General features: G+C 71.5%; 23 protein-coding genes, 1 pseudogene and 1 riboswitch. Of the genes and pseudogenes, 11 read left to right on the forward strand and 13 right to left on the reverse strand.

Annotated elements, in window-relative coordinates:
* Window positions 1-76 precede the first annotated feature (76 nt).
* From CLV43_RS49235 to ald, 3 genes are all read right to left on the reverse strand, one after another.
* Window positions 77-604, reverse strand: coding sequence for a hypothetical protein (locus CLV43_RS49235; protein ID WP_245886391.1), 528 nt, complete (start codon window positions 602-604; stop codon window positions 77-79).
* A 6-nt stretch (window positions 605-610) separates the two neighbouring features.
* Window positions 611-811, reverse strand: coding sequence for a hypothetical protein (locus tag CLV43_RS13575; RefSeq protein ID WP_106187436.1), 201 nt, complete (start codon window positions 809-811; stop codon window positions 611-613).
* Between the two features lie 437 nt (window positions 812-1248).
* Window positions 1249-2361 (reverse strand): alanine dehydrogenase, encoded by a 1113-nt coding sequence (ald, locus tag CLV43_RS13580; RefSeq protein WP_106187437.1) that lies wholly within the window; start codon window positions 2359-2361, stop codon window positions 1249-1251.
* Window positions 2362-2592: 231 nt separating this feature from the next.
* Window positions 2593-2685, forward strand: a riboswitch (glycine riboswitch).
* Window positions 2686-2837: 152 nt separating this feature from the next.
* Here ald and gcvH point away from each other — a divergent pair.
* From gcvH to galE, 3 genes are read left to right on the forward strand one after another with little or no spacing between them, the layout of a single operon-like run.
* Window positions 2838-3218: a glycine cleavage system protein GcvH gene (gcvH, locus tag CLV43_RS13585; RefSeq protein ID WP_106187438.1), complete on the forward strand. Its 381-nt coding sequence runs from the start codon at window positions 2838-2840 to the stop codon at window positions 3216-3218.
* The gene (locus tag CLV43_RS13590; protein ID WP_106187439.1) at window positions 3219-4592 is read left to right on the forward strand and encodes an L-serine ammonia-lyase; all 1374 of its coding nucleotides are present in this window, start codon (window positions 3219-3221) and stop codon (window positions 4590-4592) included.
* A 60-nt stretch (window positions 4593-4652) separates the two neighbouring features.
* Complete coding sequence (gene galE / locus CLV43_RS13595) at window positions 4653-5600, forward strand: UDP-glucose 4-epimerase GalE (protein WP_106187440.1); 948 nt, start codon at window positions 4653-4655, stop codon at window positions 5598-5600.
* Window positions 5601-6360: 760 nt separating this feature from the next.
* Here the strand turns inward: galE and CLV43_RS13600 are convergent.
* Together CLV43_RS13600 and CLV43_RS13605 are read right to left on the reverse strand one after the other, a co-directional pair.
* Window positions 6361-6849: a glutathione peroxidase gene (locus CLV43_RS13600; protein WP_106187441.1), complete on the reverse strand. Its 489-nt coding sequence runs from the start codon at window positions 6847-6849 to the stop codon at window positions 6361-6363.
* Window positions 6850-7102: 253 nt separating this feature from the next.
* Window positions 7103-7480: an SSI family serine proteinase inhibitor gene (locus tag CLV43_RS13605; RefSeq protein ID WP_106187442.1), complete on the reverse strand. Its 378-nt coding sequence runs from the start codon at window positions 7478-7480 to the stop codon at window positions 7103-7105.
* 340 nt (window positions 7481-7820) lie between these two features.
* On the opposite strand from CLV43_RS13605, the gene CLV43_RS13610 reads away from it, so the two are divergent.
* On the forward strand, window positions 7821-9116 hold the full coding sequence (locus CLV43_RS13610; RefSeq protein ID WP_106187443.1) for an MFS transporter: 1296 nt from the start codon (window positions 7821-7823) through the stop codon (window positions 9114-9116).
* Here the strand turns inward: CLV43_RS13610 and rdmE are convergent.
* The 3 genes from rdmE to CLV43_RS13625 are packed head-to-tail and all read right to left on the reverse strand — an operon-like array spanning window position 9076 to window position 12460.
* Window positions 9076-10605 carry an aklavinone 12-hydroxylase RdmE gene (rdmE, locus tag CLV43_RS13615; protein WP_106187444.1) on the reverse strand — a complete coding sequence of 510 codons (1530 nt, stop codon included), beginning with the start codon at window positions 10603-10605 and terminating at the stop codon, window positions 9076-9078. The two genes, CLV43_RS13610 and rdmE, sit on opposite strands and share 41 nt — an antisense overlap.
* A 26-nt stretch (window positions 10606-10631) precedes the next feature.
* A complete protein-coding gene (locus CLV43_RS13620; protein WP_106187445.1) occupies window positions 10632-11501 on the reverse strand; it encodes an NAD(+)/NADH kinase in 870 nt (289 codons plus the stop codon).
* On the reverse strand, window positions 11498-12460 hold the full coding sequence (locus CLV43_RS13625; RefSeq protein ID WP_106187446.1) for an SPFH domain-containing protein: 963 nt from the start codon (window positions 12458-12460) through the stop codon (window positions 11498-11500). The genes CLV43_RS13620 and CLV43_RS13625 overlap by 4 nt, the downstream gene beginning before the upstream one ends.
* A gap of 84 nt (window positions 12461-12544) precedes the next feature.
* Between CLV43_RS13625 and CLV43_RS13630 the strand changes: the two genes are divergently transcribed.
* Window positions 12545-13222 (forward strand): NUDIX hydrolase, encoded by a 678-nt coding sequence (locus CLV43_RS13630; RefSeq protein WP_106187447.1) that lies wholly within the window; start codon window positions 12545-12547, stop codon window positions 13220-13222.
* A 42-nt stretch (window positions 13223-13264) separates the two neighbouring features.
* Here CLV43_RS13630 and CLV43_RS13635 read toward each other — a convergent pair whose 3' ends face one another.
* Window positions 13265-14302: a Gfo/Idh/MocA family oxidoreductase gene (locus CLV43_RS13635; RefSeq protein WP_106187448.1), complete on the reverse strand. Its 1038-nt coding sequence runs from the start codon at window positions 14300-14302 to the stop codon at window positions 13265-13267.
* Between the two features lie 208 nt (window positions 14303-14510).
* Between CLV43_RS13635 and CLV43_RS13640 the strand changes: the two genes are divergently transcribed.
* Together CLV43_RS13640 and metX are read left to right on the forward strand one after the other, a co-directional pair.
* Window positions 14511-15812, forward strand: coding sequence for a bifunctional o-acetylhomoserine/o-acetylserine sulfhydrylase (locus tag CLV43_RS13640; RefSeq protein ID WP_106187449.1), 1302 nt, complete (start codon window positions 14511-14513; stop codon window positions 15810-15812).
* 10 nt (window positions 15813-15822) lie between these two features.
* Complete coding sequence (gene metX, locus CLV43_RS13645) at window positions 15823-16893, forward strand: homoserine O-acetyltransferase MetX (RefSeq protein WP_106187450.1); 1071 nt, start codon at window positions 15823-15825, stop codon at window positions 16891-16893.
* Between the two features lie 57 nt (window positions 16894-16950).
* Here metX and CLV43_RS13650 read toward each other — a convergent pair whose 3' ends face one another.
* Both CLV43_RS13650 and CLV43_RS13655 read right to left on the reverse strand, forming a co-directional pair.
* Window positions 16951-18522 carry a cellulose binding domain-containing protein gene (locus CLV43_RS13650; RefSeq protein ID WP_106187451.1) on the reverse strand — a complete coding sequence of 524 codons (1572 nt, stop codon included), beginning with the start codon at window positions 18520-18522 and terminating at the stop codon, window positions 16951-16953.
* A 262-nt stretch (window positions 18523-18784) separates the two neighbouring features.
* Window positions 18785-19285, reverse strand: a complete 501-nt coding sequence (locus CLV43_RS13655) for a hypothetical protein (protein ID WP_106187452.1) — start codon at window positions 19283-19285, stop codon at window positions 18785-18787.
* 175 nt (window positions 19286-19460) lie between these two features.
* Here CLV43_RS13655 and CLV43_RS13660 point away from each other — a divergent pair, with 175 nt between their 5' ends.
* The 4 genes and pseudogenes from CLV43_RS13660 to CLV43_RS50450 form a co-directional block, all read left to right on the forward strand.
* Window positions 19461-20603 carry a sensor histidine kinase gene (locus CLV43_RS13660; protein ID WP_211304343.1) on the forward strand — a complete coding sequence of 381 codons (1143 nt, stop codon included), beginning with the start codon at window positions 19461-19463 and terminating at the stop codon, window positions 20601-20603.
* Window positions 20600-21253, forward strand: a complete 654-nt coding sequence (locus CLV43_RS13665; RefSeq protein ID WP_106187453.1) for a response regulator transcription factor — start codon at window positions 20600-20602, stop codon at window positions 21251-21253. The genes CLV43_RS13660 and CLV43_RS13665 overlap by 4 nt, the downstream gene beginning before the upstream one ends.
* Window positions 21254-21304: 51 nt before the next feature.
* Window positions 21305-22072, forward strand: a complete 768-nt coding sequence (locus CLV43_RS13670; RefSeq protein WP_106187454.1) for an alpha/beta hydrolase — start codon at window positions 21305-21307, stop codon at window positions 22070-22072.
* Window positions 22069-22950, forward strand: a pseudogene (locus CLV43_RS50450) (acyltransferase family protein); the annotation flags it as partial. The gene CLV43_RS13670 and the pseudogene CLV43_RS50450, both read left to right, overlap by 4 nt.
* A gap of 9 nt (window positions 22951-22959) precedes the next feature.
* On the opposite strand, the gene CLV43_RS13675 reads toward CLV43_RS50450, so the two are convergent.
* Window positions 22960-25044 (reverse strand): phospholipase A2, encoded by a 2085-nt coding sequence (locus tag CLV43_RS13675; protein WP_245886398.1) that lies wholly within the window; start codon window positions 25042-25044, stop codon window positions 22960-22962.
* Window positions 25045-25309: 265 nt separating this feature from the next.
* Entirely contained in the window at window positions 25310-25915 is a 606-nt protein-coding gene (locus tag CLV43_RS13680; protein ID WP_281262156.1) for an SACE_7040 family transcriptional regulator, read from the reverse strand.
* Window positions 25916-26033 lie beyond the last annotated feature (118 nt).

The following is a 26033-nucleotide window of genomic DNA, read 5'->3' on the forward strand; positions in this document are numbered from 1 at the left end:
CCTCCCGATGGCGGGTGTCGTGGCCCCGCTCGGGGTCATCCTGCCTTAACGGGAACGCCCGCCCCGGACGATCGGGTCAATCCGGCAGGGCGTGGCGCGGCCTGCCCGCCACCGGGGCGCGGTGCACGGCCCGTTCCGCCATGTCGGGGATGGGCGGCAGCTCGGTGGTGCGCTCCGTGAGCGACTCGGGCGGCACGACCTCCTCATCGGGGTGGTAGCCGTGCTCGTCGTACTCCGTCGTGGGGAACGCGGGCTCCTCAGCCGCGGATGGCCCGGACGTGGACTCGGACCCTCCCGATCGGGTGAACGGGTTGCGCAGCGGCCTGCGCCGGTCGCGGTGCGCCACGCCCTCGCCGATGAGGTGCTGGTGCGCCATCGTCCAGATCTGGCAAGGCCACCGCCTGCGCCGCAGCCAACCGGGGCACGCACGGCAACGGCTGTCCTCGTCGGGCTGGTGCACGGTCAGCAGCAGCCGCCAGCCGTCCGCGAGCCGGTGGATCTCCGCGCGCGCGAGCGGCACGAGCGACTCCGCTTCGCCCTGTTCAGCGACCTTGTCGAGCAGCGCGAGCCGTTGCAGCACGGCCTTGCGCAGAGCCTCCTCCACCCCGTCTCACCCCTCCGCTGACGAGGCGCTGCTCGCCGCGGCCTGGTCGAGCAGCCGGTGCAACCGCCGGGTCTGCGTGGCGGACATCACAGCCGATTCTCCGGGCGGCGCGACCAGCAGAACACGGTCGTTCTCGACCAGAACGGTCATCGACCGGTCGCGACCGAAGGGGTCGTGGCAGTCGATCCAGCCCTGTGGTTCAGCCATGTGCTCTCCGATCGGAGTGTGCCTGGGCTTCCTGGGTTGACGGGGTGAGAGCGGTCGAACCCGCTGCGTAACGATGTCGCCCCCTGCTAGGTGCATCGGTTCCCGAGGTCCCGAGGCGTACTGGTCCAGGGGGAATTCACTCGTTTGTTTGAGGGCCGAACACGGGCAGTGGTCCACCACCCCGAAGTTCCAAGTCTCGAATCGGTGGGGCAACTGGGCACAACGCCCTGTTGTTGTCTAAGCTTGTGCTCGGCGACCCGCTCCCAGTGACCCCCAGGCTGGTTGAGCGGGTCGCCTCTTTCGTCCCCCGGCTCCTCGTGGGCACAACACCCGAGGGCACGCCATCTCCCCGGACGGCCTCCACCACGTCATCGAGGGCAGCAAAACGCGAACCGGGCGGCTACCTCGGTAGCCGCCCGGCCCGCTGCGCAACGCGATCAGACGACCTGGTCCAGCGGCGTGGAGGCAAGCTCGTGCGCTTGCGCCACCGGGAGGTTGACGAGCTGACCGTCGTGGACGTTCAAGCCCGGCGCGAGCGACCTGTCCGCGCGCAGGGCGGGCAGCCAGCCCTTGTCCGCCAACGCCGCCGCGTAGGGCAGCGTGACGTTCGTGAGGGCGTAGGTGGACGTGCGCGGCACGGCACCGGGCATGTTCGCGACGCAGTAGAAGACGGTGTCGTGCACCGCGTACGTCGGGTCGGCGTGGGTCGTGGGCCGCGAGTCGGCGAAGCAGCCGCCCTGGTCGATCGCGATGTCGACGAGCACCGCGCCCGGCCTCATCCGCGACACCAGCTCGTTGCTGACCAGCTTCGGGGCCTTGGCACCGGGCACCAGCACCGCGCCGATCACCAGGTCGGCCTCGCGCACGGCCTGGTCGACGGCGTAGCTGTTGGACGCGACGGTGCGCAACCGGCCGCCGAACTGGGCGTCGATCTGCCGCAACCGGTCCACGTTCGTGTCCAGGATCTCCACGTCCGCCCCCATGCCGACGGCGATCGTCGCGGCGTTCAGACCCGCGACACCACCACCGATGACGACGACCCGCGCCGGAGCCACACCGGGCACACCACCGGGCAGCACACCACGCCCACCGGACGGCTTCATCAGCGCGAACGCGCCGACCTGCGGGGCCAACCGGCCCGCCACCTCCGACATCGGGGCCAGCAGCGGAAGAGCGCCGTTCGCGGTCTGCACCGTCTCGTAGGCGATCGCGGTCGTACCGGACCCCAGCAGCGCCTCGGTCAACGGCCGGTCCGCAGCCAGGTGCAGGTAGGTGAACAGCACCTGACCCGCCCGCAACCGCGGGTACTCCTCCGCGATGGGCTCCTTCACCTTGAGCACCAGCTCACCCTCGGCCCACACCTCGTCGGCCGTGGCCAGCACCTTCGCCCCGGCCGCCGCGTACTCGGCGTCCGCGATCGCGGAACCGAGACCGGCACCCGCCTCGACGAACACGTCGTGCCCGCGACCGGTCAGCTCGTGCGCACCGGCCGGCGTCAACGCGACGCGGTACTCGTGGTTCTTGATCTCGCGGGGGACGGCGATCCGCACGGTGACTCCTTCGACCTAGGAGAGCGGGAGCTGGGCTGTTGACTCCAAAGGTCCGGCAAGGCCGCGGCACTGTCATCGTGCCGACCGCACCATCGGGTAGGGGGTCGCTTGTGTGAACAGCACAACACCTCGGGGTTTGCGCGTCCGTACGCGCGTTGACACCCGTCCGACGGCGACATAGCTTTCAGCCGTTCGCCAACTGAAGAACGGCCGAGGCGCCCACCGGGCGCCGCACCCCGAGCGGGAGAGCCCCCGGCAGCAGCCGAGGCGCCGAAGGAGCAAGCACCCCGCACACTCTCAGGCACCAAGAACCGCTCGGGCGAGGCGACTCTGGAAAGCGTGCTCCGGCGCGCACCCACGGTGCAAGCCGCGCCCGCGCGGTGAAGCTCTCAGGTCCCATGACAGAGGGGGAGTCGGACCGACCCGAGCGTCGGCGCGGTTGACGCGCGCCGGCCACGAGCCCGTGGAGTGCCGCTGTGGAGTTCCCCGAACACCTCCTCTACACCCCCGAACACGAATGGGTCGACTGGACGCCCGGCACCCAGGAACCGGTCACCGTCGGCATCACCGCCTACGCCGCCGAGTCCCTCGGCGACCTCGTCTACGTGCAGCTGCCCGAGGTCGGCGACCGCGTCACCTCCGGCGCCGTGTGCGGCGAACTGGAGTCGACCAAGTCCGTGAGCGACCTGTACGCACCGGTCAGCGGCGAGGTCGTGGAGACCAACAAGGCCGTCGCCGACGACCCCGCACTGATCAACACCGACCCCTACGCGGCGGGCTGGCTCTTCCGCGTCCGCGTCGAGAACGCCGAAGGCCTCCTCACCGCCGCGAAGTACGCGGAACTGACGGTCAGCTGAATGGCCATCAGCGTCTTCGACCTCTTCTCCGTCGGCATCGGGCCGTCCAGCTCCCACACGGTCGGCCCGATGCGCGCCGCCTCGATGTTCGCCGACCGCCTCCGCGACCGCGGCCACCTCGACGCCGTCACCCGCGTCCACGCCGAGCTGTACGGCTCGCTCGGCGCCACCGGCCACGGCCACGGCAGCCCCAAAGCCGTCCTCCTCGGCCTGGAGGGCCTGCGCCCCGAAGAGGTCGACCCGACCGAGGCCGACGTCCGCGCCGAGGAGATCCGGCTGACCGGACGACTCCGCCTCGCGGGCACCCACGAGATCGGGTTCGTCCACGACAAGCACCTCGTGATGCACCGCCGCAAGTCCCTTCCCCTGCACCCCAACGGAATGCGCTTCGAAGCGTTCACCGCCGAAGGCGCCTCGCTCGACCACGCCGTCTACTACTCGGTCGGCGGCGGCTTCATCGTCGACGAGAACGCCAGCGGCACCGACCGCATCAAAGCCGACACCACACCACTGCCCCACCCGTTCCTGACCGGCGACGACCTCCTCGCCCGCACCAGGGAGACCGGCCTCCCGATCAGCTCGGTCATGCTCGAGAACGAGCAGTCCTGGCGCACCGAGACCGACATCCGCACCGGCCTCCTGCACATCTGGCACGTGATGCAGGAATGCGTCGAACGCGGCTGCACCGTCCACGGCGTCCTCCCCGGCGGCCTCAAAGTCCGCCGACGCGCCGCCGAGATGCGCAAAACCCTCGCGGGCGAACACTTCGCCACCGACCCGCTCCGCGTCATGGACTGGGTCACCCTGTTCGCACTCGCCGTCAACGAGGAGAACGCCGCGGGCGGCCGCGTCGTCACCGCCCCCACCAACGGCGCGGCGGGCATCGTCCCCGCCGTCCTGCACTACTACACCCGTTTCGTACCAGGCGCCTCCGACGACGGCGTCGTCCGCTTCCTCCTCACCGCGGGCGCGGTCGGCGTCCTGTTCAAGGAGAACGCCTCCATCTCCGGCGCCGAGGTCGGCTGCCAGGGCGAAGTCGGCTCGGCCTGCTCCATGGCCGCGGGCGGACTCGCCGAAGTCCTCGGCGGCACCCCCGAACAGGTCGAGAACGCCGCCGAGATCGCCATGGAGCACAACCTCGGCCTCACCTGCGACCCCATCGGCGGCCTCGTCCAGATCCCCTGCATCGAACGCAACGCACTGGCCGCCATCAAAGCCATCACCGCCGCCCGCATGGCACTGCGCGGCGACGGCTCCCACTTCGTGTCGCTCGACAAGGTCATCAAGACCATGCGCGACACCGGCCGCGACATGTCCGTGAAGTACAAGGAGACCGCCCGCGGCGGCCTCGCCGTCAACGTGATCGAGTGCTGACCGCCGGCACCCCCGCGTAGTGTCGTCCCCGCATCGGCAACGACAACTCGGGAGTCACGGATGAAGCTGCTGGTCACAGGTGGTGCCGGGTACATCGGCAGCGCCACGGTCGCCGCACTGCTGGCCGCGGGCCACGCCGTGGAGGTGCTCGACGACCTGTCCACCGGCTTCGCCGACAACGTCCCCGACGGCGCCGTGCTCCACGAACTGCCCCTGAACGCGGCGGCGCAGGTGCTCGACCCCACCTACGACGGGGTCCTGCACTTCGCCGCCAAGATCTCCGTCGCCGAGTCCGTCCGCAAGCCCGACCTGTACTTCGACGTGAACGTCCGCGGCACCATGTCACTGCTCGACGCCATGCGCGCCAACGACGTCAAACGCCTGATCTTCTCCTCCACCGGCTCGATGTACGCCTCCGCCGGCCTGGAACCGCTGACCGAGGAGTCACCGGTCGACCCGCAGAACCCCTACGCCGCCAGCAAGTCCATTGTGGACATGATGCTCCCCTGGGAATGCCAGGCCTCCAGCCTCGGCGCCGTCAGCCTCCGCTACTTCAACGCCGCGGGCGCCAGCGGCCACCTCGGCGAACGCCACACCCCGGAAACCCACCTCATCCCCATGGTGCTCGACGTGGCAGCAGGCAAACGCGACGAATTCCTCCTCTTCGGCGACGACTACCCCACCCCCGACGGCACCCCCGTCCGCGACTACATCCACATCGAAGACCTGGCCACCGCACACGTACTCGCCCTGGCCGCCGCCGAACCCGGCAAGCACAAGATCTACAACCTCGGCAACGGCCGCGGCTTCTCCAACCGCGAAGTCGTCGACGCCGTTCGCTCAGTCACCGGCCGCCCTGTTCCGGTGCGCACGGCGCCTCGGCGGGAGGGTGACGCGGTGGCGAGCGTGGCTTCGGCGGAAAAGGCGCGGACGGAGTTGGGCTGGCGGCAATCGAAGCCGGAGTTGAGGGAGATCATCGCGGACGCTTGGGCGTTCCACAGCGCTTGAGGTGGGGGTCCCACGCCCCGAAACGCGTGAGGCGAGTGGCAAGCCTTGGGCCACGGGACGCACGAGACGTGCCGGCCTCGAACTGGGCCGTGCGCGGGTGGTCGGGGGCTGGGTCGCACGGGGGCGCTCAGAGCGCGTTGCGCAAAGCAAGTGGAACCCCGGACCGCGAACGCATACGGTGAGCGGCCCCTGGCACTCCGGCGCGCGAGGCGCGCGAAGACTCCCGAGCTGCGTAGGGATGCCGGGCTCTCGAACTCCGCACGTGCGTGACGCAGAATGCCCAGACCTCCGACGCAGAATGCCCACCCCTCGCAGCACGTGCCACGAGCGGGGCCCGGATCCCGTATCGGGCGAGCCGGCCTGGAAGCCCCCGGACCATTCGGGAAGCCGCTGGACCATGCGGGACGAGCGGAGCTCCAACCGCGTTGCTGGAGCCCTCGAACCACCTTGCCTGTGCCCTTGAACCGCGTAGCCGGGTCCCGAACCGCGCAGCGCGTCGGTGCGAGCAGTGAGCCCCGGAGGCGAGCAGCGAACTCCGGACGTGAGCAGGTCCGTACGCGAGAAGGGGAGCCCTGGGGGCGAACAGGGAGCTCCGGACGTGAGCAGGTCCGGCTGCGAGCAAGGGGGCCCTGGAGGCAAGCAGGGAGCTCTGGACGCGAGCGGGCCCGGATGCGCGAGCAGGGGAGCCCCGGTTGGTGGGGCTCCCCGGTGCGGCTCAGGCCGGTGCGGCTCAGTCTGGTGCGGCTCGGGCTGGTGCCGGTCAGGCGGGCAGGGCGGCCTCGATGGCCTTGACCACGGCCTCGTCGTCGGGGGTCGTGCGGGGGCGGAAGCGGGCGATCACTTCGCCCTCGGGGCTGATGAGGAACTTCTCGAAGTTCCACGTGACGTCACCGGCGGCACCGTCGGCGTCGGCGGTCTTGGTGAGTTCGGCGTAGACCGGGTGGCGGGCGTCGCCGTTGACCTCGACCTTCTCGAACAGGGGGAACGTGACGCCGTAGGTGGTGGAGCAGAACGTCTCGATCTCCTCGGCGGTGCCCGGCTCCTGGCCGGCGAACTGGTTGCACGGGAACCCGACGACTGAGAAGCCGCGGTCGCCGTACTCCTTCTGGAGCTGCTCGAGGGCCGTGTACTGCGGGGTGAGGCCGCATTTGGAGGCCACGTTCACGACGAGCAGGGCTTTGCCGCGGAGTGGGGCGAGGGTGGTGGGGTCGCCGGAGATGGTGGTGACGGGGATGTCGTAGATGCTCAAGTCTTCGTCGCCCTTCGAGTTGACCTGTCTCCTTTCACCCTACTTCTGCGGGGCGGTGGTGGGTCGGGTGTGTGACGACCTCGGTGGTGGGTGGTGACTGATCTGTTCTCCACAACGTTGAGAGCGCTTCCACGGGTTGCTCCCATCGCTGGTCGTCGGGGCCGAAAAGCCAGTGTTCATGATTTTAGTGAGGGCTGCTACCTGGGGAAACAGTGAATCCATCACCCGATTGGGGGAACTTGGGGTGTGGGGCTCAGAACTGGAAGATGGCGCCGGTGCGGCCGTGCATCACGCAGGTGTTGGAGAAGGTCTGGTCGTACTTGCGGGGCTGGCCGTGCCAGGTACCGGTGGCGGTGGCGTGGACGGGGTCGTAGACGAGGGGGCAGATGGGGTTGCCCTGGGGGTGGGTGCCGATGTGGCCGTCGACGCGTTGGAGTGCGTCGCACGCGGACTGGGCGTGGGGGTGGGTGCCGCCCGCGGGGTCGCAGAGGAGGTCAACGGTGCGCAGGGCGCGGTTCGTGCTGTCCGAGATGGTGAGCACGATCGTGGAGGCGGGGAGGAGTTCGGCGGTGGGTGGGGGGACGGTGGTGAAGGGGAGCAGTGCTGCCAGTAGCAAGGGGAGTGGTGCCATGGGTCCACATTGGCGGGCGTGGCGGCGGATCCACGACCCAACTGGGCGGTAACACCGGATCGGGTGGTCGGCCGCGATGGTTTGTCCGGTGGTCGGACCAGGGCGTCGGATCGGATGACCGGCTGCCGTGGGTGGCCTGGTGGGAGCGGGTCTTGGGCTGGGACGCGGGGTTGGACGGGCGATTGCCTTGGGTGGTTGCCCTGGCTAGAGAGGCGCAGAGCAAGCCGCCGGATCGGGGTGGTCGGCTGTCGTGAGAGGTGGTCTGGCGGGAGTGGGTCGCGGGCCGGGACGCGAACAACCGGTCTGGTCAGAACAAGATCTACTCGGCACGCTGGGACCCATGGGGTCATCAGGGGTGCGTCGGGTCGCGTTCGCCAGTTCCGCGGGCAATGCCGTGGAGCTCTACGATTTCCTGCTCTACGGCACCGCGTCCGCGTTGGTGTTCGACAAGCTGTTCTTCCCCTCGTTCGACGAGCGGATCGGCACGTTGCTGTCGTTGGCCACGTTCGGGGTGGGGTTCCTGGCGCGGCCGTTGGGCGGGGTGGTGATCGGGCACTTCGGGGATCGGGTCGGGCGGCGGGCGATGCTCGTGGTGACGTTGACGGTCACGGGGGTGTGCACGGCGTTGATCGGGGTGTTGCCGACGTACTCGTCGGTCGGTCTGCTGGCGCCGGTGCTGCTCGTCCTGCTGCGGCTGGTGCAGGGGTTCTTCCTGGGTGGTGAGCAGGGCGGGGCGACGTTGATGGTGGTCGAGCACGCGCCACCGGACAGGGCGGGCTGGTACGGCAGTTGGACGTTCCTGGGCTCGCCGTTGGGGTTGTTGCTGGCGAGCGCGGCGATGTCGTTGTCGGTCAGCGCTTCCGGCGAGGACTTCCTGGACTGGGGGTGGCGGGTGCCGTTCCTGGTCAGCCTGGTGCTGGTCGGGGTCGGGTTGTACGTGCGGTTGTCGGTGCAGGAGAGCCCGGTGTTCCGGGAGACCCGTGCCAAGGGCGAGACGGTGAGGTTGCCGATCGCGGAGGTGCTGCGCGGGCACTGGCGCCGGGTGCTGCTCGGGGCGGGGGTGAACTTCGGGTTCAACATGTTCATCTTCGTGCTGGCCACGTTCGCGGCGTCCTACGGGACGAAGCAGCTCGGCATGCCGCGGTCGGTGCTGCTCAACGCGACGCTGGTCGGCTCGTTCGCGCAGGCCGTCGCGATCCTGGTGTTCGCGAGGCTGTCGGACCGGGTCGGGCGGCTGCCGGTGATGCTGGGTGGCGCGGGGTTCCTGGCGGTGTTCGCGTTCCCGCTGTTCTGGTTGCTCGACACCCGGCAGCCGGGTCTGGTGGTGCTGGCGATGGTGATCGGGTTCGCCGGGTCGGCCGCGATCTTCGGGCCGATGCCCGCGTACTACGCGGAGCTGTTCGGCCCGAAGATCCGCTACACCGGGGTGTCGGTGAGCTACCAGCTGGGCGCGGTGCTCGGCGGCGGGCTCTCCCCGGTGGTCGCCGCCGCGCTGCTCGGCCTGACCGCGGACCACGCCAGCTGGCCGGTGTCGCTCTACCTCGTCGGCGGCGCGCTGGTGAGCGGGCTGTGCGTCGTGGCGATCGGCGAGACGATCAGCGGTCGAGCACGACGGCCAGAACCCGCCGAACGCTAGCGGCGGGGTCGATGACGAGGTCCGGGCTGCGCCACGCGACGACGCCGTCCGGGCGGACCAGGGACGCGCCGCGCTCGCCGATCCCGTACTTGGCCGCGAGCTGCCCGGACGGGTCGGTGAGCGCGGGAACCTCGACGCCGCAACCGCTCCACGCGGGGTCGAGGGTGACGAGCACCCACCCGTGGCCGAACAGGTCCACAGTGGACACCTGTTCGCCGCCGCGCTCCACGACCACGTGCGGCGCGCGGAAACCCGCGCGGCCACTGGGTTCGTAGGGGTTCTCCAGCACGTCGTCGTCCTCCGCGAGGACGGCGCCGGACAGGCAGCGGAAGCCGAAGCCCAGCTCGACCGGGTCGATCCCCTCGGGCACGTCCGGCCCTTTCAGCTGCGGCGCGAGGCGTTCCACGTAGTTGTGGTACGACGTGTCGACCACGGCCTGCGCGTACGGCCTGCGCTCCTGGTCGTAGCTCGCCAGCAGCCCCGGCCCCGCCTCGCCCTTCAGCACGGCGGCGAGCTTCCACGCGATGTCGTACCCGTCCTGCACGGCGGTGTTGCCGCCCAGGCCCCCGGTCGGCGGTGTCACCTTCGCCGCGTCGCCGACCAGGAACACCCGGCCGGAGGAGAACCGGTCGGCCATCCACGCGGCCATCTCCCACCGGGCGATGTCGACGATCTTCGGCTCCAGGTCCGGCACGTCGGTGGCGGTCCGCAGCAGCTCGACGCACCGCTGTTCCGGGTAGTCGGCCGCGGACTCGCCGCGCTCCGGGTGGTACTCGACGGTGAGGACGTTGCGGCGCTCGGTGTTCGTCGTGACGAACGCGCCGGTGAACGCGGGGTTCTGGAGGTAGTAGAGGGTCGTCTTGTCGGGCGCTGTGTGGCCGGTGAGGTCCGCGTCGAACACGACCCCGATGTGGTGGGACAGCGACCCGCGGCCGTGCCGTTCGATGCCGAGGCCTTCGCGGACCTTGCCCCGGTGGCCGTCGGCGGCGACGAGGTAGTCGGCCCGCACCGTGCCGATCCGCCCGGTCGGCAGGTCCAGCAGCCGCGCGGTGACACCGGTGTCGTCCTGGGTGAACGACACCAGCTCGGTGCGGAACCGCACCTCGGCGCCGAGCTCGCGGGCGCGGTCCAGCAGCACCGGTTCGACGTGGTCCTGCGAGGCCATGCCGAACGGGGCGGGTGACAGCGCGGACAGGTCGAACTCGCCCTCGTCCGGCACGATCGTCTGGAACACCCGCCCCTTCAGGCTTTCCGCGACCTTGATGACGATCCCGCCGACGCTGCCCGCCATCACCGCGTCCTCGACGCCGCCGAGCCGCATCATCTCCATCGTCCGCGGGGTCTGGCCCGTCGCCTTCGGGTGGACGGCCGTGTGCGCGTGCTTGGCGACGCCGAGCACGCGAATCCCTTGCCTGGCCAGGAAAAGGGTGGCTGACAGCCCACCGAGACCGGCCCCGACCACAAGCACCTGCACATTTTCATCTCCCATGAAAAGTATCTTAGACACTAAGAGTTTCAGTTGACAAGACGCAGGGTGGTCCGCGCCTGGCCGACCTCAACCCGCTGCCCCCAGCCCAGCCGCACCGAGTCCTGCTCGATGCCGTCGCCGAACACCACCAGCCCGTCCGACTCCACGTCGATGACGAGCGGCGAGTCCGTCAGCGACCCCTCGGTGTGCTCGACGCCGGTACCGGGCGACGGCCACGCCTCCCGCACGAACCACGCCAGCCGCCGCTCGGTCGGGGTGGGCAGCACGACCGTGCTGCCGCGCTCCCGCCACACCGACCCGCACCACCCGGTCGCCCCGGTCCCGGTGCCGACCAGCACCCCGGACGACGCCTGCCGCTCCAGGCCCGCGATCCGGTAGCGCGCGGTCTGGTGGCCGGGGTGGCCGATGTAGACCTCGTTCAACGCCAGCAACCTCTGCCCGTCGTCGGACACGGCCTCGACCATCGTGCGCTCCTCGGCCACCGCGGTCCCGTCCGCGACCGCCCGCAGCAGCCGTGCCGCGGCGGCGGGCGCGTGCCGGGCCAGCACGCCGCCGGGTGCGGGGTTCACGCCGATCACCGGCTGCCCGTCGAGGTACTTGGCCACGTTCGCCACCAGTCCGTCCTGGCCGACGACGACCACGACGTCCTCCGGCGCGAACAGGAACCGGGCCAGGTCGTCGCGCTCCACGGAGCCGCGCCGCCAGTCCAGCGGGATCGCCGCCGCCACGGTCGCGAGCGCGGCCTGGTCGGCCGCGTCGCGCCGCGTCACCTCGTCGAGCGTGCGGCCGCGGGTGCCCAGGAAGAAGTCGACCTGCCCGCGGGTCCCGTGGTGGGCCAGCAGGTCCGCGAGCTCGGTCCGCCGGTGCACCACGACGATCCGCGGCGGCAGGCTCACTTCGCGCCCAGCTTCGCGAGCAGCGGCACCAGCATGTCCGGCGTGACCACCAGGCTGTCGATCTTCGGCAGGTGGCCCGCGAGCTCCTTGAGCGCCAAGCCCTGCAGCACGGCGGCGGGCACGTCCCGGTAGGCGGCGAGGTGCGCCGCCTCGGCCGCGGCACGGGCCTCGCCCAGCTCCCGCACCGAGTTCGCCTTGGCCTCGGTCTCGATCGCCGACGCCGCCGCGGCGTCCTCGGCCTGCCGCTTCGCGTTCGTGCCGCGCTGCACGACCAGCTGCTCCTCCCGCTTCGCCAGCTCGATCTGGTTCTGCAGCTCGTTCTCGCCGATCGCCCGCTCCCGCTCGACGGCGCGCGCCCGCCGCTCGTAGGTCGCCCGGTCCGCCTCCTGCTGCACCTGCTCGCGCGCGGTCGTCCGCAGTGCCTTCTCCATCTCCGGTTCCGGCCGGATCGCCACGACCCGCACGTCCACGACCGTGATCCCGGTCTGCGCCGACCGGCCGTCCCCGCCGAGGCCCTCGCCGACCCGGTCGCGCACCGCGCGCACGCCGTCCACCAGGGCGTCGGCCAGCGGCGACCGCGCCAGCACGTCCAGCGCGTGCTGCTGCGCGCTCTCGGTCAGCAGCCCGGCGATCTGCGCCAACGGGTCCCCGCGCCACGAGCCGGTGCCGGGGTCGATCGAGAAGTCGACGCGAGCGGCCGCCAGCGCCGGGTCGGCGACCCGGTAGGTGAGGGTCATCTGCACCGTCACGTCCTGGAAGTCGGCCGTGCGCGCGTGGAACAGCATCGGCAGCTCCCGGTCGTCGACCGGCACCTCCGACAGCACCGCGCTGCGCGGCCGGAACCAGAACGACAGCCCCGTCCCGTCGTGCACGACCTTGCCGTGCTTCACGTGCCGGACGTGCACGGTCGGGGTCCCCCGCAGGTGCTTCAGGCCGGGGTAGCCGGTGATGTCAGCCATGGTGCTGCTCCTTCCGAGTGGTTTTCGTCGGGTTGACGATATGTGCGCCGAGCGTTCTCGTCAACCTGACGATATGATCCTCGCATGGAGCGCTACCCGATTTTCGCGGTGACCGCGGACCTGGTCGTCCTGACGATCAGGGACGACCGGCTGTGCGCGCTGGTGGTGCGGCGCGGGGAGGCGCCGTTCCAGGGCGAGTGGGCGCTGCCGGGCGGGTTCGTGCGGCCGGACGAGGACCTGGACCGGGCGGCGGCGCGGGAGCTGGAGGAGGAGACCGGGCTGGCCGTGGGGACCGTCCACCTGGAACAGCTGCGCAGCTACGGGGCGCCCGCCCGCGACCCGCGGCAGCGGGTGGTGACGGTGGCCTACCTGGCCTTGGCGCCGGACCTGCCGACGCCGAAGGCGGGGACGGACGCGGCCGACGCCCGGTGGGTGCCGGTGGAACGCGCGCGGTCACTCGCGTTCGACCACGACGCGATCCTGGCCGACGGGGTGGAACGGGCGCGGGCGAAGCTGGAGTACACGCCGCTGGCGACCGCGTTCTGCGCGGAGGAGTTCACGGTGGCGGAGCTGCGGCGGGTCTACGAGCTGGTGTGGGGGGCGGAGCTGGACCCGCGGAACTTCCACCGCAAGGTGACCGGGGCGGCGAACCTGCTGGTGCCGACGGGCAGCACGACCACCCGTGACGGCGGACGCCCGGCGCAGCTGTTCCGGCGGGGCACGGCGACGACGCTGCACCCGCCCATGCCGAGGACCGCCTGAGCCGCACGCCTCAGCGGAGGACCGGCCGTGGGAGGACGAGGGCTAGTCGAGCGGCACGACCTGCCGCGTCCGAGCCGAGAGCGCCGCCGCCTCGATCACCTCCAGGCCGATCACCGCGTCCCGCGCGTCCACCGGCGGCGCGTCGCCGTGCAGCACGGCCTTGGCCACGCCCGCGTAGAACAGCTGGTAGGCGCCCGGCTCGGTGCGCACCGGCGACGACTCGGTGCCCGCCCGCAGCTCGCCCCAGGCGGACTCGGGCTCCTCGCCCCAGCCGTCGCCTCCCGGCGCGGTCCCGGCCTTGAGCAGCTCCTCCTGCGGGTCCATCCCGTGCTTCACGTAGGCGGCCTTGTCGCCGAGCACCCGGAACCGCGGTCCGAGGTCGGCGACCAGGGCGCCCGCGTGCAGGTGCGACCGGGTGCCGTCGCGGTGGGTCAGCGACAGGAAGGCGTCGTCCTCGGCCTGGGCGCCGTCGCGCAGGGTCGCGATCTCCGCGTAGACGTCCACCGGCCGTCCGAAGAGGGCGATGGCCTGGTCGACCAGGTGGCTGCCGAGGTCGTAGACGACGCTGCCGAGGTCGGCGGGGTCGCCGGACTCCTTCCAGGTGGCCTTGGGTCGCGGGCGCCAGCGTTCGAAGCGGGACTCGAAGCGGTGCACGGCGCCGAGCGCCCCGTCGGCCAGCAGCTTCTGGACGGTGCGGAAGTCGCCGTCCCAGCGCCGGTTGTGGAACGGGACGAGCACGAGGCCCCGCGCGGCCGCGAGGTCCACCAGGTCGCGCGCCTCGGCGGCCGTGCCGGAGAACGGCTTGTCGACCACGACGTGCAGACCGTGCTCCACAGCGGACCTGGCGTGGGCGTGGTGGAAGCGGTTGGGCGTGGTGACGACGGCGAGGTCGTAGTCGCGGGACCACACGTCGTCGACTGAGGAGAGGATCTCGGCCTCGGGGTAGCGGGCGCGCACCTCGGCCTGGCGGTCGGGGTTGCCGGTCACGACGGCGCTCAGCTCGAGTCCGGGTGTCGTGTGGACGAACGGCGCGTGGAAGGCCGAGCCGCCGAGGCCGTAGCCGATCAGTGCGGTGCGCATGGGACGAACGATAGGCGTCCCACGAGCTGGACGCCCTGTTGCAGGATGTGCACACCGCACTAACGTCGCCGACATGAGCTTGCTCGTGGCACGGCGGCACGCGAACCGCGTGCGCGTCACCGGCATGGCCTGTCGCGGCCTCGCCTGACCCACCGCGTCGCCACCCTCCTCCACCAGCGTGAAAACCTTTACGAAACAGGAGACAGCCATGTCCGCCGACACCACGGCCTGGTCGTTCGAGACCAAGCAGGTCCACGCAGGCGCCACACCCGACCCGGCCACCGGCGCCCGCGCCACGCCGATCTACCAGACGACGTCCTACGTCTTCCGGGACACCGCCCACGGCGCCGCGCTGTTCAGCCTGGCCGAGGCGGGCAACATCTACACGCGCATCAACAACCCGACCCAGGACGTGCTGGAGCAGCGGGTGGCCGCGCTCGAGGGCGGCGTCGCGGCGGTGGCGTTCGCGTCCGGCTCGGCGGCCGTGACGGCGACGATCCTGAACCTCGCCCGCTCGGGCGACCACTTCGTGTCCAGCGCCTCCCTCTACGGCGGCACGTACAACCTGTTCCACTACACGCTGCCGAAGCTGGGCATCGAGGTCACGTTCGTCGACGACCCCGACGACCTGGAGCAGTGGCGCGCCGCGGCGCGGCCGAACACCAAGCTGTTCTTCGCCGAGACGCTGGCGAACCCGCGCTCGCACGTCCTCGACATCACCGCGGTGGCGGAGGTGTCGCACGAGGTCGGCGTGCCGCTGGTCGTGGACAACACCGTGCCCACCCCGTACCTGGTGCGGCCGATCGAGCACGGCGCGGACGTCGTCGTGCACTCGGCGACCAAGTACCTGGGCGGCCACGGCACGACGATCGCGGGTGTCGTGGTGGACGGCGGCACGTTCGACTTCGGCACGGACCGCTTCCCGGACTTCACCGAGCCCGACCCGAGCTACAACGGCCTCCGGTACTGGCCCGCGCTGGGCCCCGGCGCGTTCGCCGCGAAGCTGCGCGTGCAGCTGCTGCGCGACACCGGTGCCGCCATCGCCCCGCTCAACAGCTTCCTGATCATCCAGGGCATCGAGACCCTGTCGCTGCGCATCGACAGGCACGTCGCGAACGCCCAGGCGCTGGCCGAGTGGCTGGAGCGGCGCGACGAGGTCGAGAAGGTCCACTACGCGGGCCTGCCGTCGAGCCCGTGGTACGACAACGCCCGGAAGTACCTGCCCAAGGGCGCGGGCGCGATCGTGTCGTTCGAGCTGCGCGGCGGCGTCGAGGCGGGCCGGGCGTTCGTGGACGGCACCGAGCTGTTCAGCCAGCTCGCGAACATCGGCGACGTGCGCAGCCTGATCGTGCACCCGGCCAGCACCACGCACAGCCAGCTGTCGCCCGACGAGCAGGTCACGACCGGTGTGACGCCGGGGCTGGTGCGGCTGTCGGTCGGCATCGAGGGGATCGAGGACCTCAAGGCCGACCTGGAGGCGGGGTTCCGGTCGGCGAAGTCCGCCCAGTGACGGCGGAGCCGTGACAGCTCAGTCCCCTCGCACCACCGGCGGGTGGCGCGAGGGGGACCCCGTGGGGCGGCGGTCGTGGATCGAGCACGACGGGCCGCTCGCCGGGCTGCCGGGGTTCCGGTTGGCCTACGAGACGTGGGGGACGCTGAACGAGGACCGGTCGAACGCGGTGCTGGTGCTGCACGCGCTGACCGGGGACAGCCACGTGGCCGGGGTGGTCGAGCCGGGACACCCGACACCGGGGTGGTGGGACGCCCTGGTCGGACCGGGCAGGGCGCTGGACCCGGCGCACTGGTTCATCGTGGCGCCGAACGTGCTGGGCGGGTGCCAGGGGAGCACCGGGCCGCTGTCACCCGCACCGGACGGGAAGCCGTGGGGCAGCCGGTTCCCGCTGGTGACCGCCCGCGACCAGGTGGCGGCCGAGGTGGTGCTGGCCGACCGGCTGGGGATCGGCTCGTGGGCAGGCGTGCTGGGCGGGTCGATGGGCGGGATGAGAGCGGTCGAGTGGGCGGTGGGGGAACCGGACCGGGTGCGGGCGCTGCTGCTGCTGGCGGTGCCCGCGGCGTCGTCGGCCGAGCAGATCGCGCTGGCGTCGGCGCAGATCCACGCCGTTCGGGCGGATCCCCTGCTGGGGTTGGGGATCGCACGGCGGATCGCGCACATCAGCTACCGGACGGAGGTGGAGTTGGGGGCGCGGTTCGGGAGGCGGGAGCAGGGGGACGGCAGGTTCGCGGTCGAGTCCTATCTGGACCACCACGCGGAGAAGCTGGTGCGGAGGTTCGACCCGGACAGCTACGTGGTGCTGACGGAGTCGATGAACAGCCACGACGTCGGCCGCGACCGGGGCGGGGTGAAGGCCGCGCTCGGCCGGGTGACCGCGCGGACGATCGTCGCGGGCATCGACACCGACCGGCTGTTCCCACCGGCCCAGCAGGCGGAGTTGGCCGCGGGCATCACCACCGCGGACGACCTCCGGGTCGTCACCTCGGAGTACGGGCACGACGCGTTCCTGATCGAGTCGGAGCAGGTCGGCGCGCTCGTCCGCGAACTGCTCCCGACACGGGTGCCCTCCGACGCGTAGGTCGGAGGGCACCCGGTTTCCTCGCCGGGACGCCTTCGGGGGCGCCTGGCGGAGGGCTCAGAAGCCCGCGGTGATGCGGGTGAACTCCCAGTCGGTCTGGACGATGCCGCTGCAGGAGGCGCTCAGCTCGCTGCCGCCGCCGGGGCAGGTGCGGTCGCGGTTGACGGACCAGAACGCGAGCCTGCCCAGGCCGTTGGACTTGGACCAGGCGGTGATGTTGGACCAGGCGGCGGTGGTCGTCGTCTCCCGCTGGTCGGACACGCCGTTCATGCCGGAGATGCCCACGTGGGAGAAGGCGGTGGCGTCGGACCAGCCGAAGGTGGTCTTGAGCTTGTTCTTGAGTCCGGTGGCGGCGTTGACGGTGTCGGTCTCGATGTTCGAGCTGCCGAAGTCGAACGGCATGATGGTGAAGATGTCGATGTTGGCGTCCAGGGCCTTGGCGCGGTCGATCAGCCTGCCGCCGTAGTAGTTCGGGCCGGTGGTGGTGGTGCCGAACGTGACGATGGTCTGGATGCCGGGGTTGTTCTGCTTGACGATCTTCAGGGCCGTCAGGATGCGGTCCTGGACGGTCTCGTTCTCGAACTCGTCGGAGTTCTCGATGTCGATGTCGATCGCCTTGAGGCCGTAGGCGTTGATGACCTGCTGGTAGGCGCCCGCGAGGGCTTCTGGGGTGGAGCAGTTGGGGCCGAGCTTGTTGCCGCTCCAGCCGCCGAACGAGGGGACGATGTCGCCGCCGTTGGCGCGGATCTCGGCGATGGCGGCGGCGTCGGTGCTGCCGGACAGCGGGCGGCTGCCGTCCCAGGCGGGGTTGCAGCCGCCGGAGGACAGGATGAAGGCCATGGTGAACCACTTGACGCCGGTGTCGCGCATGACCGCGGCCGGGCTGGGCGGGCTGCCCCAGCCCATGTAGAGGTACGGGGCGGCGGACTTCGAGCCGGTGCCGGGATCGGTGCCGCCGGGCTGGGTGGTGGCGGTGACCTGGTTGCTGGCGCCCGAGGTGTTGCCCGCGGCGTCGCGGGCCTTGACGGTGAACGTGTACGAGGTGCCGCCGGTCAGGCCGGAGACCGTGGCGGAGGTGCCGGACGTGGACGTGGCGACGGAACCGTCGCGGTAGACGTCGTAGCCGGTCACGCCGACGTTGTCGGTCGACGCGGTCCAGCTCAGGGACACCGAGCTCTTGGTGGTGCCGGTCGAGCGGAGACCGGACGGGGTGCTGGGGGCGGTCGTGTCGCCGCCGCCACCGCCGGTGCAGGGACCGCCGTTGACGGTGCAGTTGGCCGGGCCGCCGGAACCGGAGCCGACGACGCCGAACGAAGCGGATGCGCCGACACCGACGTCGCCGTTGTAGCTCTTGTTCACCGCGACGTAGTGGTCACCGGATCGGGTGAGGGTCGCGTCCCAGGCGCTGCCGATCGCGGTGCCGGAAGGCAGGTCGAACTCGACGCGCCAGCTCGTGAGGGCGCTGGAGCCGCCGTTGGCGACGGTGAACCGGCCCTCGAATCCGGACCCCCAGTCGCTGGTCTTGACGAACGTCGCGGTCACGCCCGCGGCGGCCGAGGCGGAAGGGGACGTGACGGCGGCGAGTGCCAGTGTGCTCGCTGTCAGCAGGGCGCCGAAGCGGAGTCTCATGGTTCTCCCTGGAGGGGATGGCGGGTGCAGGGGGTGACCGCCCGTTCAGCCTCGGGAAACGTCGGGGCTGGTCAGAGACGAACGATGGTCTGGACCAAATCCCTTGTCAAGGCCTGGAACCGGTCGTGACCGCATTCGCGCAGGCCCGACCGGGACAACATCTCCGAGAACACGACCGACTGCCTTGTCCGCATCACGGCGAACAGGTGACCGGGCGGCCTCCAGGTTCCCTGTCAAGGGCTCTGCCAGGCCGAACGCGCTGTCACTCCTCCAGGGAGTCGGTGATCCAGTCCGGGACCTCGAGGTCGCGCGTCTGGCACTCGGCGGCGAGCTTCACCGTCCACCGCAGCGCCTGGAGCACGACCGTCGCCAGCTCCTGCGGGGCGCCGTTCGTGAGCGCGATCTCGATCTGCTCGGCCGCGGCCTCCTCGTCGCCGTGCACCTCGGCGAGCAGGGTGCGGATCGCCGTGCGCACCGGCGGGTCCGCGTCGTCGATCGGGACCTCCTGGCCGTCCTCGTCGAAGACCTGCATCTTCACCGGGGTGGCACCGCCCGAGCCGAGCGCGGCGACCATGCCGCTGCACTCGGAGAAGAGCAGCAGGACCAGCTCCCTGATCTCCTCGTTGCCCTCGGGAGACCCGCTGAGGTACCCGGTGACCAGGTCGACCGCGACAGCGTCCTCCCCGACCTTGGCCGCGGCCAAGGCCTCGCCCGCCACGGCCGTGAGCCGCGACCAGCGATCCGGATCATGCTGCGAGGTCATCCCACCATCTTTCAACACTTCGGCCGCAGGCGTCCGATCGCCCGTCCTCTGCCCACTGCCTACCGGTTGGTGATCGGGTGCCGCAATGGCTTGTGGTGGTCGGGGTGCGGTGGTACCGGGGTAGGTCACCCCACGGGTGCATGTCCCGCGGACCCGGTCGACCTAGCATCGGCTGGTGATCCGCTCCTTGTTCCAGGTCGTGGCGCTGCGGGACCGCACGCCGGTCCTCGGCACCGTGCCGGGCCACCTGACCCGCGTCGGTCATGCTGTGATCATCGTCTACGCGGTCGTGGTCGCCATCGTGGCGAGCGCGGACTACGTGCGCCAGTACGAGCCAGACGGCCTCTGGGTGGTCTACTTCGCGGTCATCGTCGTCACCTACGGGCTGATGATCCGGTCGCCGCTGGACGCCTGGCGGCTGGGGACGGCGGGGCTGTTCGTCGACCTGGTGCTGCACGGCTCCCCGGCCCCGCTGATGTCGGGCTGGCAGTGGTGCTTCTACGTGCCCGTGGTCCTGGCGGTCGCGGTGCACCACTCCCGGTCGGTCGTGTTCACCACGGGTGTCCTCACCCTGGCCGTGCTCGGGTACGCGGCGGCGCTCAGGGAGGCGGGCTTCTACTGGGAGTCGGCGATCGTGCTGGTCCTGGTGCTGCTGGTCGCCTACACGTTCGGCGCCCGCGGCCGCGCGGAGCAGGTGATCGAGCTGGAACGGGCGGAGAAGGGCGCGCTGGAGGAGCGCGCCCGGATCGCCCGCGAGATGCACGACGTGGTGGCGCACCACATGTCGATGGTGGTCGTGCGCTGCGAGACCGCCCCCTACCGGATCGCGGGCCTGCCGGACGCGGGCGTGCGCGAGTTCGCCGAGCTGGGGGACGCGGCCCGCGGGGCGATCACCGACATGCAGCGCCTGCTCGGCGTGCTGCGCGGCGCCGACCAGGAGGCGGACAAGGCGCCGCAGCCGGGGCTCGGGCAGATCCCCGAGCTCGCCGAGCGCGCGGGCGCGACCGTGGACGTGCCGGAGCTGGACGTGCCGGGGGCGGTCGGGCTGACCGCCTACCGGATCGTGCAGGAGGCGCTGACCAACGCGGCCCGGCACGCGCCGGGCGGTGCGGTGTCGGTCGTGCTGCGGTCCGCGGACGGCGACCTGGAGGTGGTGGTGCGCAATACTCCCGGTGGCGCCTCGCTCGGCGGTGGCGGCGGGCACGGGCTCGCCGGGATGCGGGAACGCGTCGCGGTGCACGGCGGCGAGCTCGCGGCCGGGGCGACCGGGGACGGCGGGTTCGAGGTGGCGGCGCGGATTCCGTTGGGGGACAAGTGATCAGGGTGCTCGTGGTCGACGACCAGGAGATGGTGCGCGAGGGCTTCTCGGCGTTGCTGGACGCGCAGGACGACATCGAGGTCGTCGGGTCCGCGGGTGACGGCGTGGCCGCGGTGACCGCGGTCCGGCGGCTGCTGCCCGACGTGGTGCTGATGGACATCCGGATGCCCGAGATGGACGGGCTCGCCGCGACCAGGCTGCTCGCCGCCGACGAGCACCCGGTGAAGGTGCTGGTGCTGACCACCTTCGACCTCGACGACTACGTGTACGAGGCGCTGCGGGCCGGTGCCAGCGGGTTCCTGCTCAAGCACGCGCCCGCCCGCGAGCTGCTCGACGCCGTCCGGGTCGTCGCCCGCGGCGAGGCGCTGCTCGCGCCCTCGATCACCAAGCGGCTGATCGAGGACTTCGTGCGGTCCCAACCGGTGCAGGGGGTCCGGCCGCGCGCGCTGACCGCGTTGACCGACCGCGAGACCGAGGTGCTGCGGCTGGTCGCGCAGGGGCTGTCGAACACCGAGATCGCCGGACACCTCTTCCTGGCCGAGCAGACCGTCAAGACGCACGTGAGCCGGGTGCTGATGAAGCTCGGCCTGCGCGACCGGGCGCAGGCCGTGATCGCGGCGTACGAGAGCGGGCTCGTGGTACCGGGGTAGCGGGTCCCCGGTGTGACGAACCGGAGGCCGTGGTCTTCCTAGTTTTCGGCCATGCCGAAGACGATCGCGCTCCTCACCGCGCTGCTGATCCTCGCCCCGCCGGTGACCCCGTGGACCGGCGACGACACCCGCGTGCAGGTGCTGCCCGCGTTGCCGGACGACGTGCGGGTGCTGCACTTCGACCCGCGCGGCCGGGGCAGGCTGGTGGCCGCCCTCGGGGATCCCCTGCACGCCAAGCACATCGCGGTCGTGGTTCCGGGGTCCGATGTGGACGTTCCCCGGTTCGGCGCGGTGCTGGCGATGGCGCGGGCGGTGCACCAGGAGGCCGGGCGGCCCGACGACCTCGCGGTGGTCGCGTGGCTCGGGTACGACACCCCGGAGGGAGTCGGCGTGGACGCGGCGACCGGGCGGCTGGCCCGTGCGGGCGCCGAGGCGCTGACCGCGTTCGTGCGGGACCTGCCCCCGACAGCACTGGTCCACCTGCTGTGCCACAGCTACGGGTCCGTCGTCTGCGCGCTGGCGGCGCACGACCTCGACGTGGCCGACATCGTGTTCACCGGCAGCCCCGGTGTGCGGGCCGGGTCGGTGGCCGAGCTCGGCACCGGCGCGCGGGTGTGGGCCGCGCGGGCGGGCCGCGACTGGACGCGGTGGGTGCCGAAGGTGCGGCTGGGGGACCTCGGCCACGGCACCGACCCGACCGGCGCCGGGTTCGGGGCGCGGGTGTTCGACGCGGGCGACGGCAAGCACGACGAGTACTACCGCGCGGGCGGCGACTCGCTGCGGACGATCGCGCGCATCGTGGTCGGGGACGCGCGATGACCGGGCGCGACCCCGTGGTCGACACCGTGCGGGCCGTCGCGGTCGTCGGCGTGGTGACCGGGCACTGGCTGGTCACGTCGCTGGTGGCGGGCGCGGACGGGTTCACGATCGACAGCCCGCTGCGGACGATGCCGTCGTTCACGCCGCTGACGTGGGTGCTCCAGACGCTGGGGCTGTTCTTCTTCGTCGGCGGGTTCGCCGCCACCCGGTCCACGTCGTCGCTGCCCGCGAAGGCGCGGCGGCTCGCCGTGGCGGTCGCGGTGCTGCTCGGGGTGTGGGCGGTCGTCCTGGTGGGGCTGTCGACGCGGGGCGTCCCGCAGAACACCGTGCGGGCGGTGGCGCACCTGGTCGTCACGCCGCTGTGGTTCCTCGGCGTCCACCTCGCGCTGTCGGCGCTGATGCCGGTGTGCCGGTACCTCGACCGGCACCTGGGGGTGGCCGCCGTGCTGCTGCCGGTCCTGCTCGCCCTCCCGGGGGTCGGTGCGGTGAACGTCGTCGCGGTCTGGTGGGCGCCGTGGCAGCTCGGTGTCGCGGTGTCCCGGCTCGGGACGCGGCGCTCGTGGGGGCCACCGCTGCTGGCGGCCGGGATCGCCGGGTACGCGCTGCTGGTGGGCGTGGGCGGGTACCCGGCCAGCGCGGTCGGCGTGCCCGGCGAGCGGTCGAACCTGGCGCCGCCGACGGTGGCGACGCTCGCGCTGGCGTTCGCGCAGATCGGCCTGGTGCTGCTGCTGCGGCCCGCGTTCCTGCCGCGGGTCGTGGCGTGGGTCAACCGGAAGGCGCTGCCGCTGTTCCTGGTGCACCAGAGCGCGCTGCTGGCCGTGGCGCTGCTGGGCTCGGCGTTCGGCAGGCTGCCCGGCCTGCACACCGCGCCCACCGGGCCGCAGTGGCTACACCAGCGCCTCCTGTGGCTGCCGGTGTTCGGCCTTGTCGCTTGGGTGCTGCTTCGAGACGGCGGCCAGCAGCGCCAGCACGATCGTCGTCACGTGCAGGACCACGCCGAGGGTGTTCGGCTCCAGCACCAGCAGCGGCGGCACGCACGCCATCGCGGCCAGCAGCCACGACCGGCGGCCGTGGCAGGTGCCCGCCCGCGCGGTGTGCAGCAGGTACCAGCCGAGCAGCAGGTGGACGAGGTTCTGCAGCGGGTCGACCTGGAGCACGATCAACGTGGCGCTGGTGCCCGCGAACCCCGTCGCGACGAACCCCAGCACGCCGAACGCGCCGAAGGCGACCCCGAGGGTGGCCGCGAGCCTCGACCGGTGCGACTCCGCGGTCGTCCAGCGGGCGCCGGGGAACAGCGACGCGTGCCGCTCGAACCGGTGGAACAGCAGGAGGACCGGCATCAGCAGGAGCACCAGCACGGCCAGCCACCGGGGCCGGGCGAGCCAGTCCGCCACCGTGAACGCGGCCGCGTCCGGGGCGTCGAGCAGCCCGAGCACGCCGACCACGGCGGCGAGGACCGTGAGGTAGCCCAGGTACACGGTCATCGGGGCGGTGCGCGCGAACGCGACGACGCTCCACTGCCGCCTGCCCGCCAGCCACGCCGAGGCGCGGTCGCGCAGCAGGGCCACCAGGCAGATCTGGCCGATCCCGAGGACCAGCAGGCACACCGTCGGCGGGCTCAGGTTCGACGCCGCCTCGCCCGGTAGCGCCATCATCGTGCGCGGGTAGCCGCCGTAGGTGATCAGCGCCAGCAGCACGGGCACCGTCAGCGAGGCGACCACGCTGAGGACCTTGCGGGAGATCCGCCGCAGGCTGCCGTCGGCGTAGAAGAAACCGAGCTGCTGCAGGAGGACCGCGCCGAGCAGCAGGTTCAGGTAGCCGCCGGTGCGCCAGTCGAAGATCGCCCGGACGCCGTCGACCGACACCATGACCACCAGCAGCACCAGCGGCGTGCCGAGCCGCAGCGTCCGGTGCAGCCACGCCATCAGCGGCGTCACCGCGACCGCGACCAGGTAGACGCCGAGGAACCACAACGGGTACGCGATCAGCCGCCCGAACGCCTCCACCCGCACCTTCGGCACGTCCAGCAGCTCCAGGGGCAATGGGAGGACCAGCCACGCCAGCACGAACCCGAGCACGGGCCGCAGCAGCCACGAGATCCGGCTCGACAGGTACCGCCCGTACCCGCCGTGGTCGGCCTGCACCTCCTGCCAGCTCAGCAGGTTCGCGTGGCCGCCCGCGAAGAAGAAGACCGGGACGGCCTGGAGCACCCAGGTCAGCAGCCACAGCCAGTTCGCGCTGACCCCGGCCCAGTGCATGACCGTCAGCACCGACTGGCCGAGCACCACCAGCCCCAGGCTCGCCAGCCGCAGGAACGTCGCGTACCGGTCCTGCGCCGCGGGCCGGGGCGTGAACCCGGCGGGCGCGACCTCCTTGCGGCGCCGCCCCGGCAGCCGGGCGAGCAGGAGGAAGACGACCATCGCGCTGCCGAACCCCCAGGCGAGCACCGGCTCGTGACCCGGAGGGCCCCACCGCTGCCGCCACGAGTTGAACCCGAGCCCGCCCGCGTAGAGCTGCGCCACCGCCCGGCACTGCGTCTCGGAGCCGCGCGGGTTCGCGTGGCACCGCGCCTGCATGTCCCTGGACAGCTGCGCGTCGATCTCCTTGCGCGCGTCCGGTCCCAGCGGCTGGCCCTTGGCCTCGGCGTAGCGCAGCAGGTCGTACCCCAGGTCGTGCGCCTTGCACGCCAGGCTGAAGTCCCACTCGGTCTCGCCCGCGGGCCCGGAGCACTCGCCGGTCGGGTGGAACGCGCGCAGCGTCCCGTCCGCGGTCCGCACCACCTGCGGACTGCGGCCCTGGACCTGGCCGAAGTCGGCGGGGAAGTCGTCGAGCGGGTCGTGCGTCCTGCTCGGGTGCGTCATGGCCTGCACGGCTTTCGCCGCCGCGGCCACCTCACCGCTGAGAGGTCGGTCGTCCGTCGCGCCCGCCGGTCGGGAGGCGATCACGCCGCACACGAACACGGCGAGAGTCACCACCAGGAAGCGGAACCACGTGGGAAAGCGGGACAGGAGCCGGACTCCCGGCCACCCGCCACTGTCGTTTGCCGGTGCGTCACCCATTGGAAAGCCAGGTTACGGAATGACAACGCCCGCTGGCCAGTCGGGTGTTTAACCCCAGGTCAGAGCGTGTGAAGAACTGCATAGGGCGATGATTGAACCTTGTGGTCGGTTCGTTTCACGTCGAAATGGTGCAAAACGCCGCGGTGCCCACTCGGGTCGGATGTCCTGTCGCTCGGTGTCAGACGACAGGTGAGGGATCTTCTTCCAGTACGCCCGTCGTGGTAATCGACGCGAGCGCCATTCTCGACAACAGGGCCGCCATTTGATCCCGGTCCAGATGCGCGCTGTGCGGGGTGGAATTGATCAGCCCGAAAACCGCGTGGGCCGCCGCCCGCGCCGTCGGCTCGTCGACCTCCCGGACGGTCCGCTGGATCGTCTCCACCCACACCTCGACGTACCGCCGCTGCAACGCCCGCACCCGCCGCCGGTCGGGGTCCGTGAGGTTCGCCAGGTTCCGGATCTGCACGGTGATCAGCGCCGGGTCGTCCAGCGCGAAGTCGACGTGCCACCCCACGAGCGCCCGCAGCGCGTCCTCGGGTCCGTCGGAGGCGTCGACCCGCGCGAGCCCGCCGTCCAGCAGCCGCTCGCTGATCGACGTCAGCATCTCCCCGAGCATGGCGTCCTTGCTCCGGAAGTGCCGGTACAGCGCGGGTCCGGAGATGCCCACGGCGGCCCCGATGTCATCGATTCCCACCCCGTGGAACCCGTGGCGGGCGAAGAGCTCGGCGGCCGCGGTCAGGATCTGCTCGCGCCGGTTCGGCTTCGCGGCATCGGTGGTCGACACGTCGGCCATCCTAGGTGCACGCCGTTAGCGGTTGCTAACCATTCGCCCTCGGGGTGGTCTCAGCGGGGTCCGCGGCGGCGATTAACAAGATCAATTCACACGTCGTTAACTCTTGACC

This window comes from Umezawaea tangerina (assembly GCF_003002815.1).
In the GTDB taxonomy this organism is placed as follows: domain Bacteria; phylum Actinomycetota; class Actinomycetes; order Mycobacteriales; family Pseudonocardiaceae; genus Umezawaea; species Umezawaea tangerina.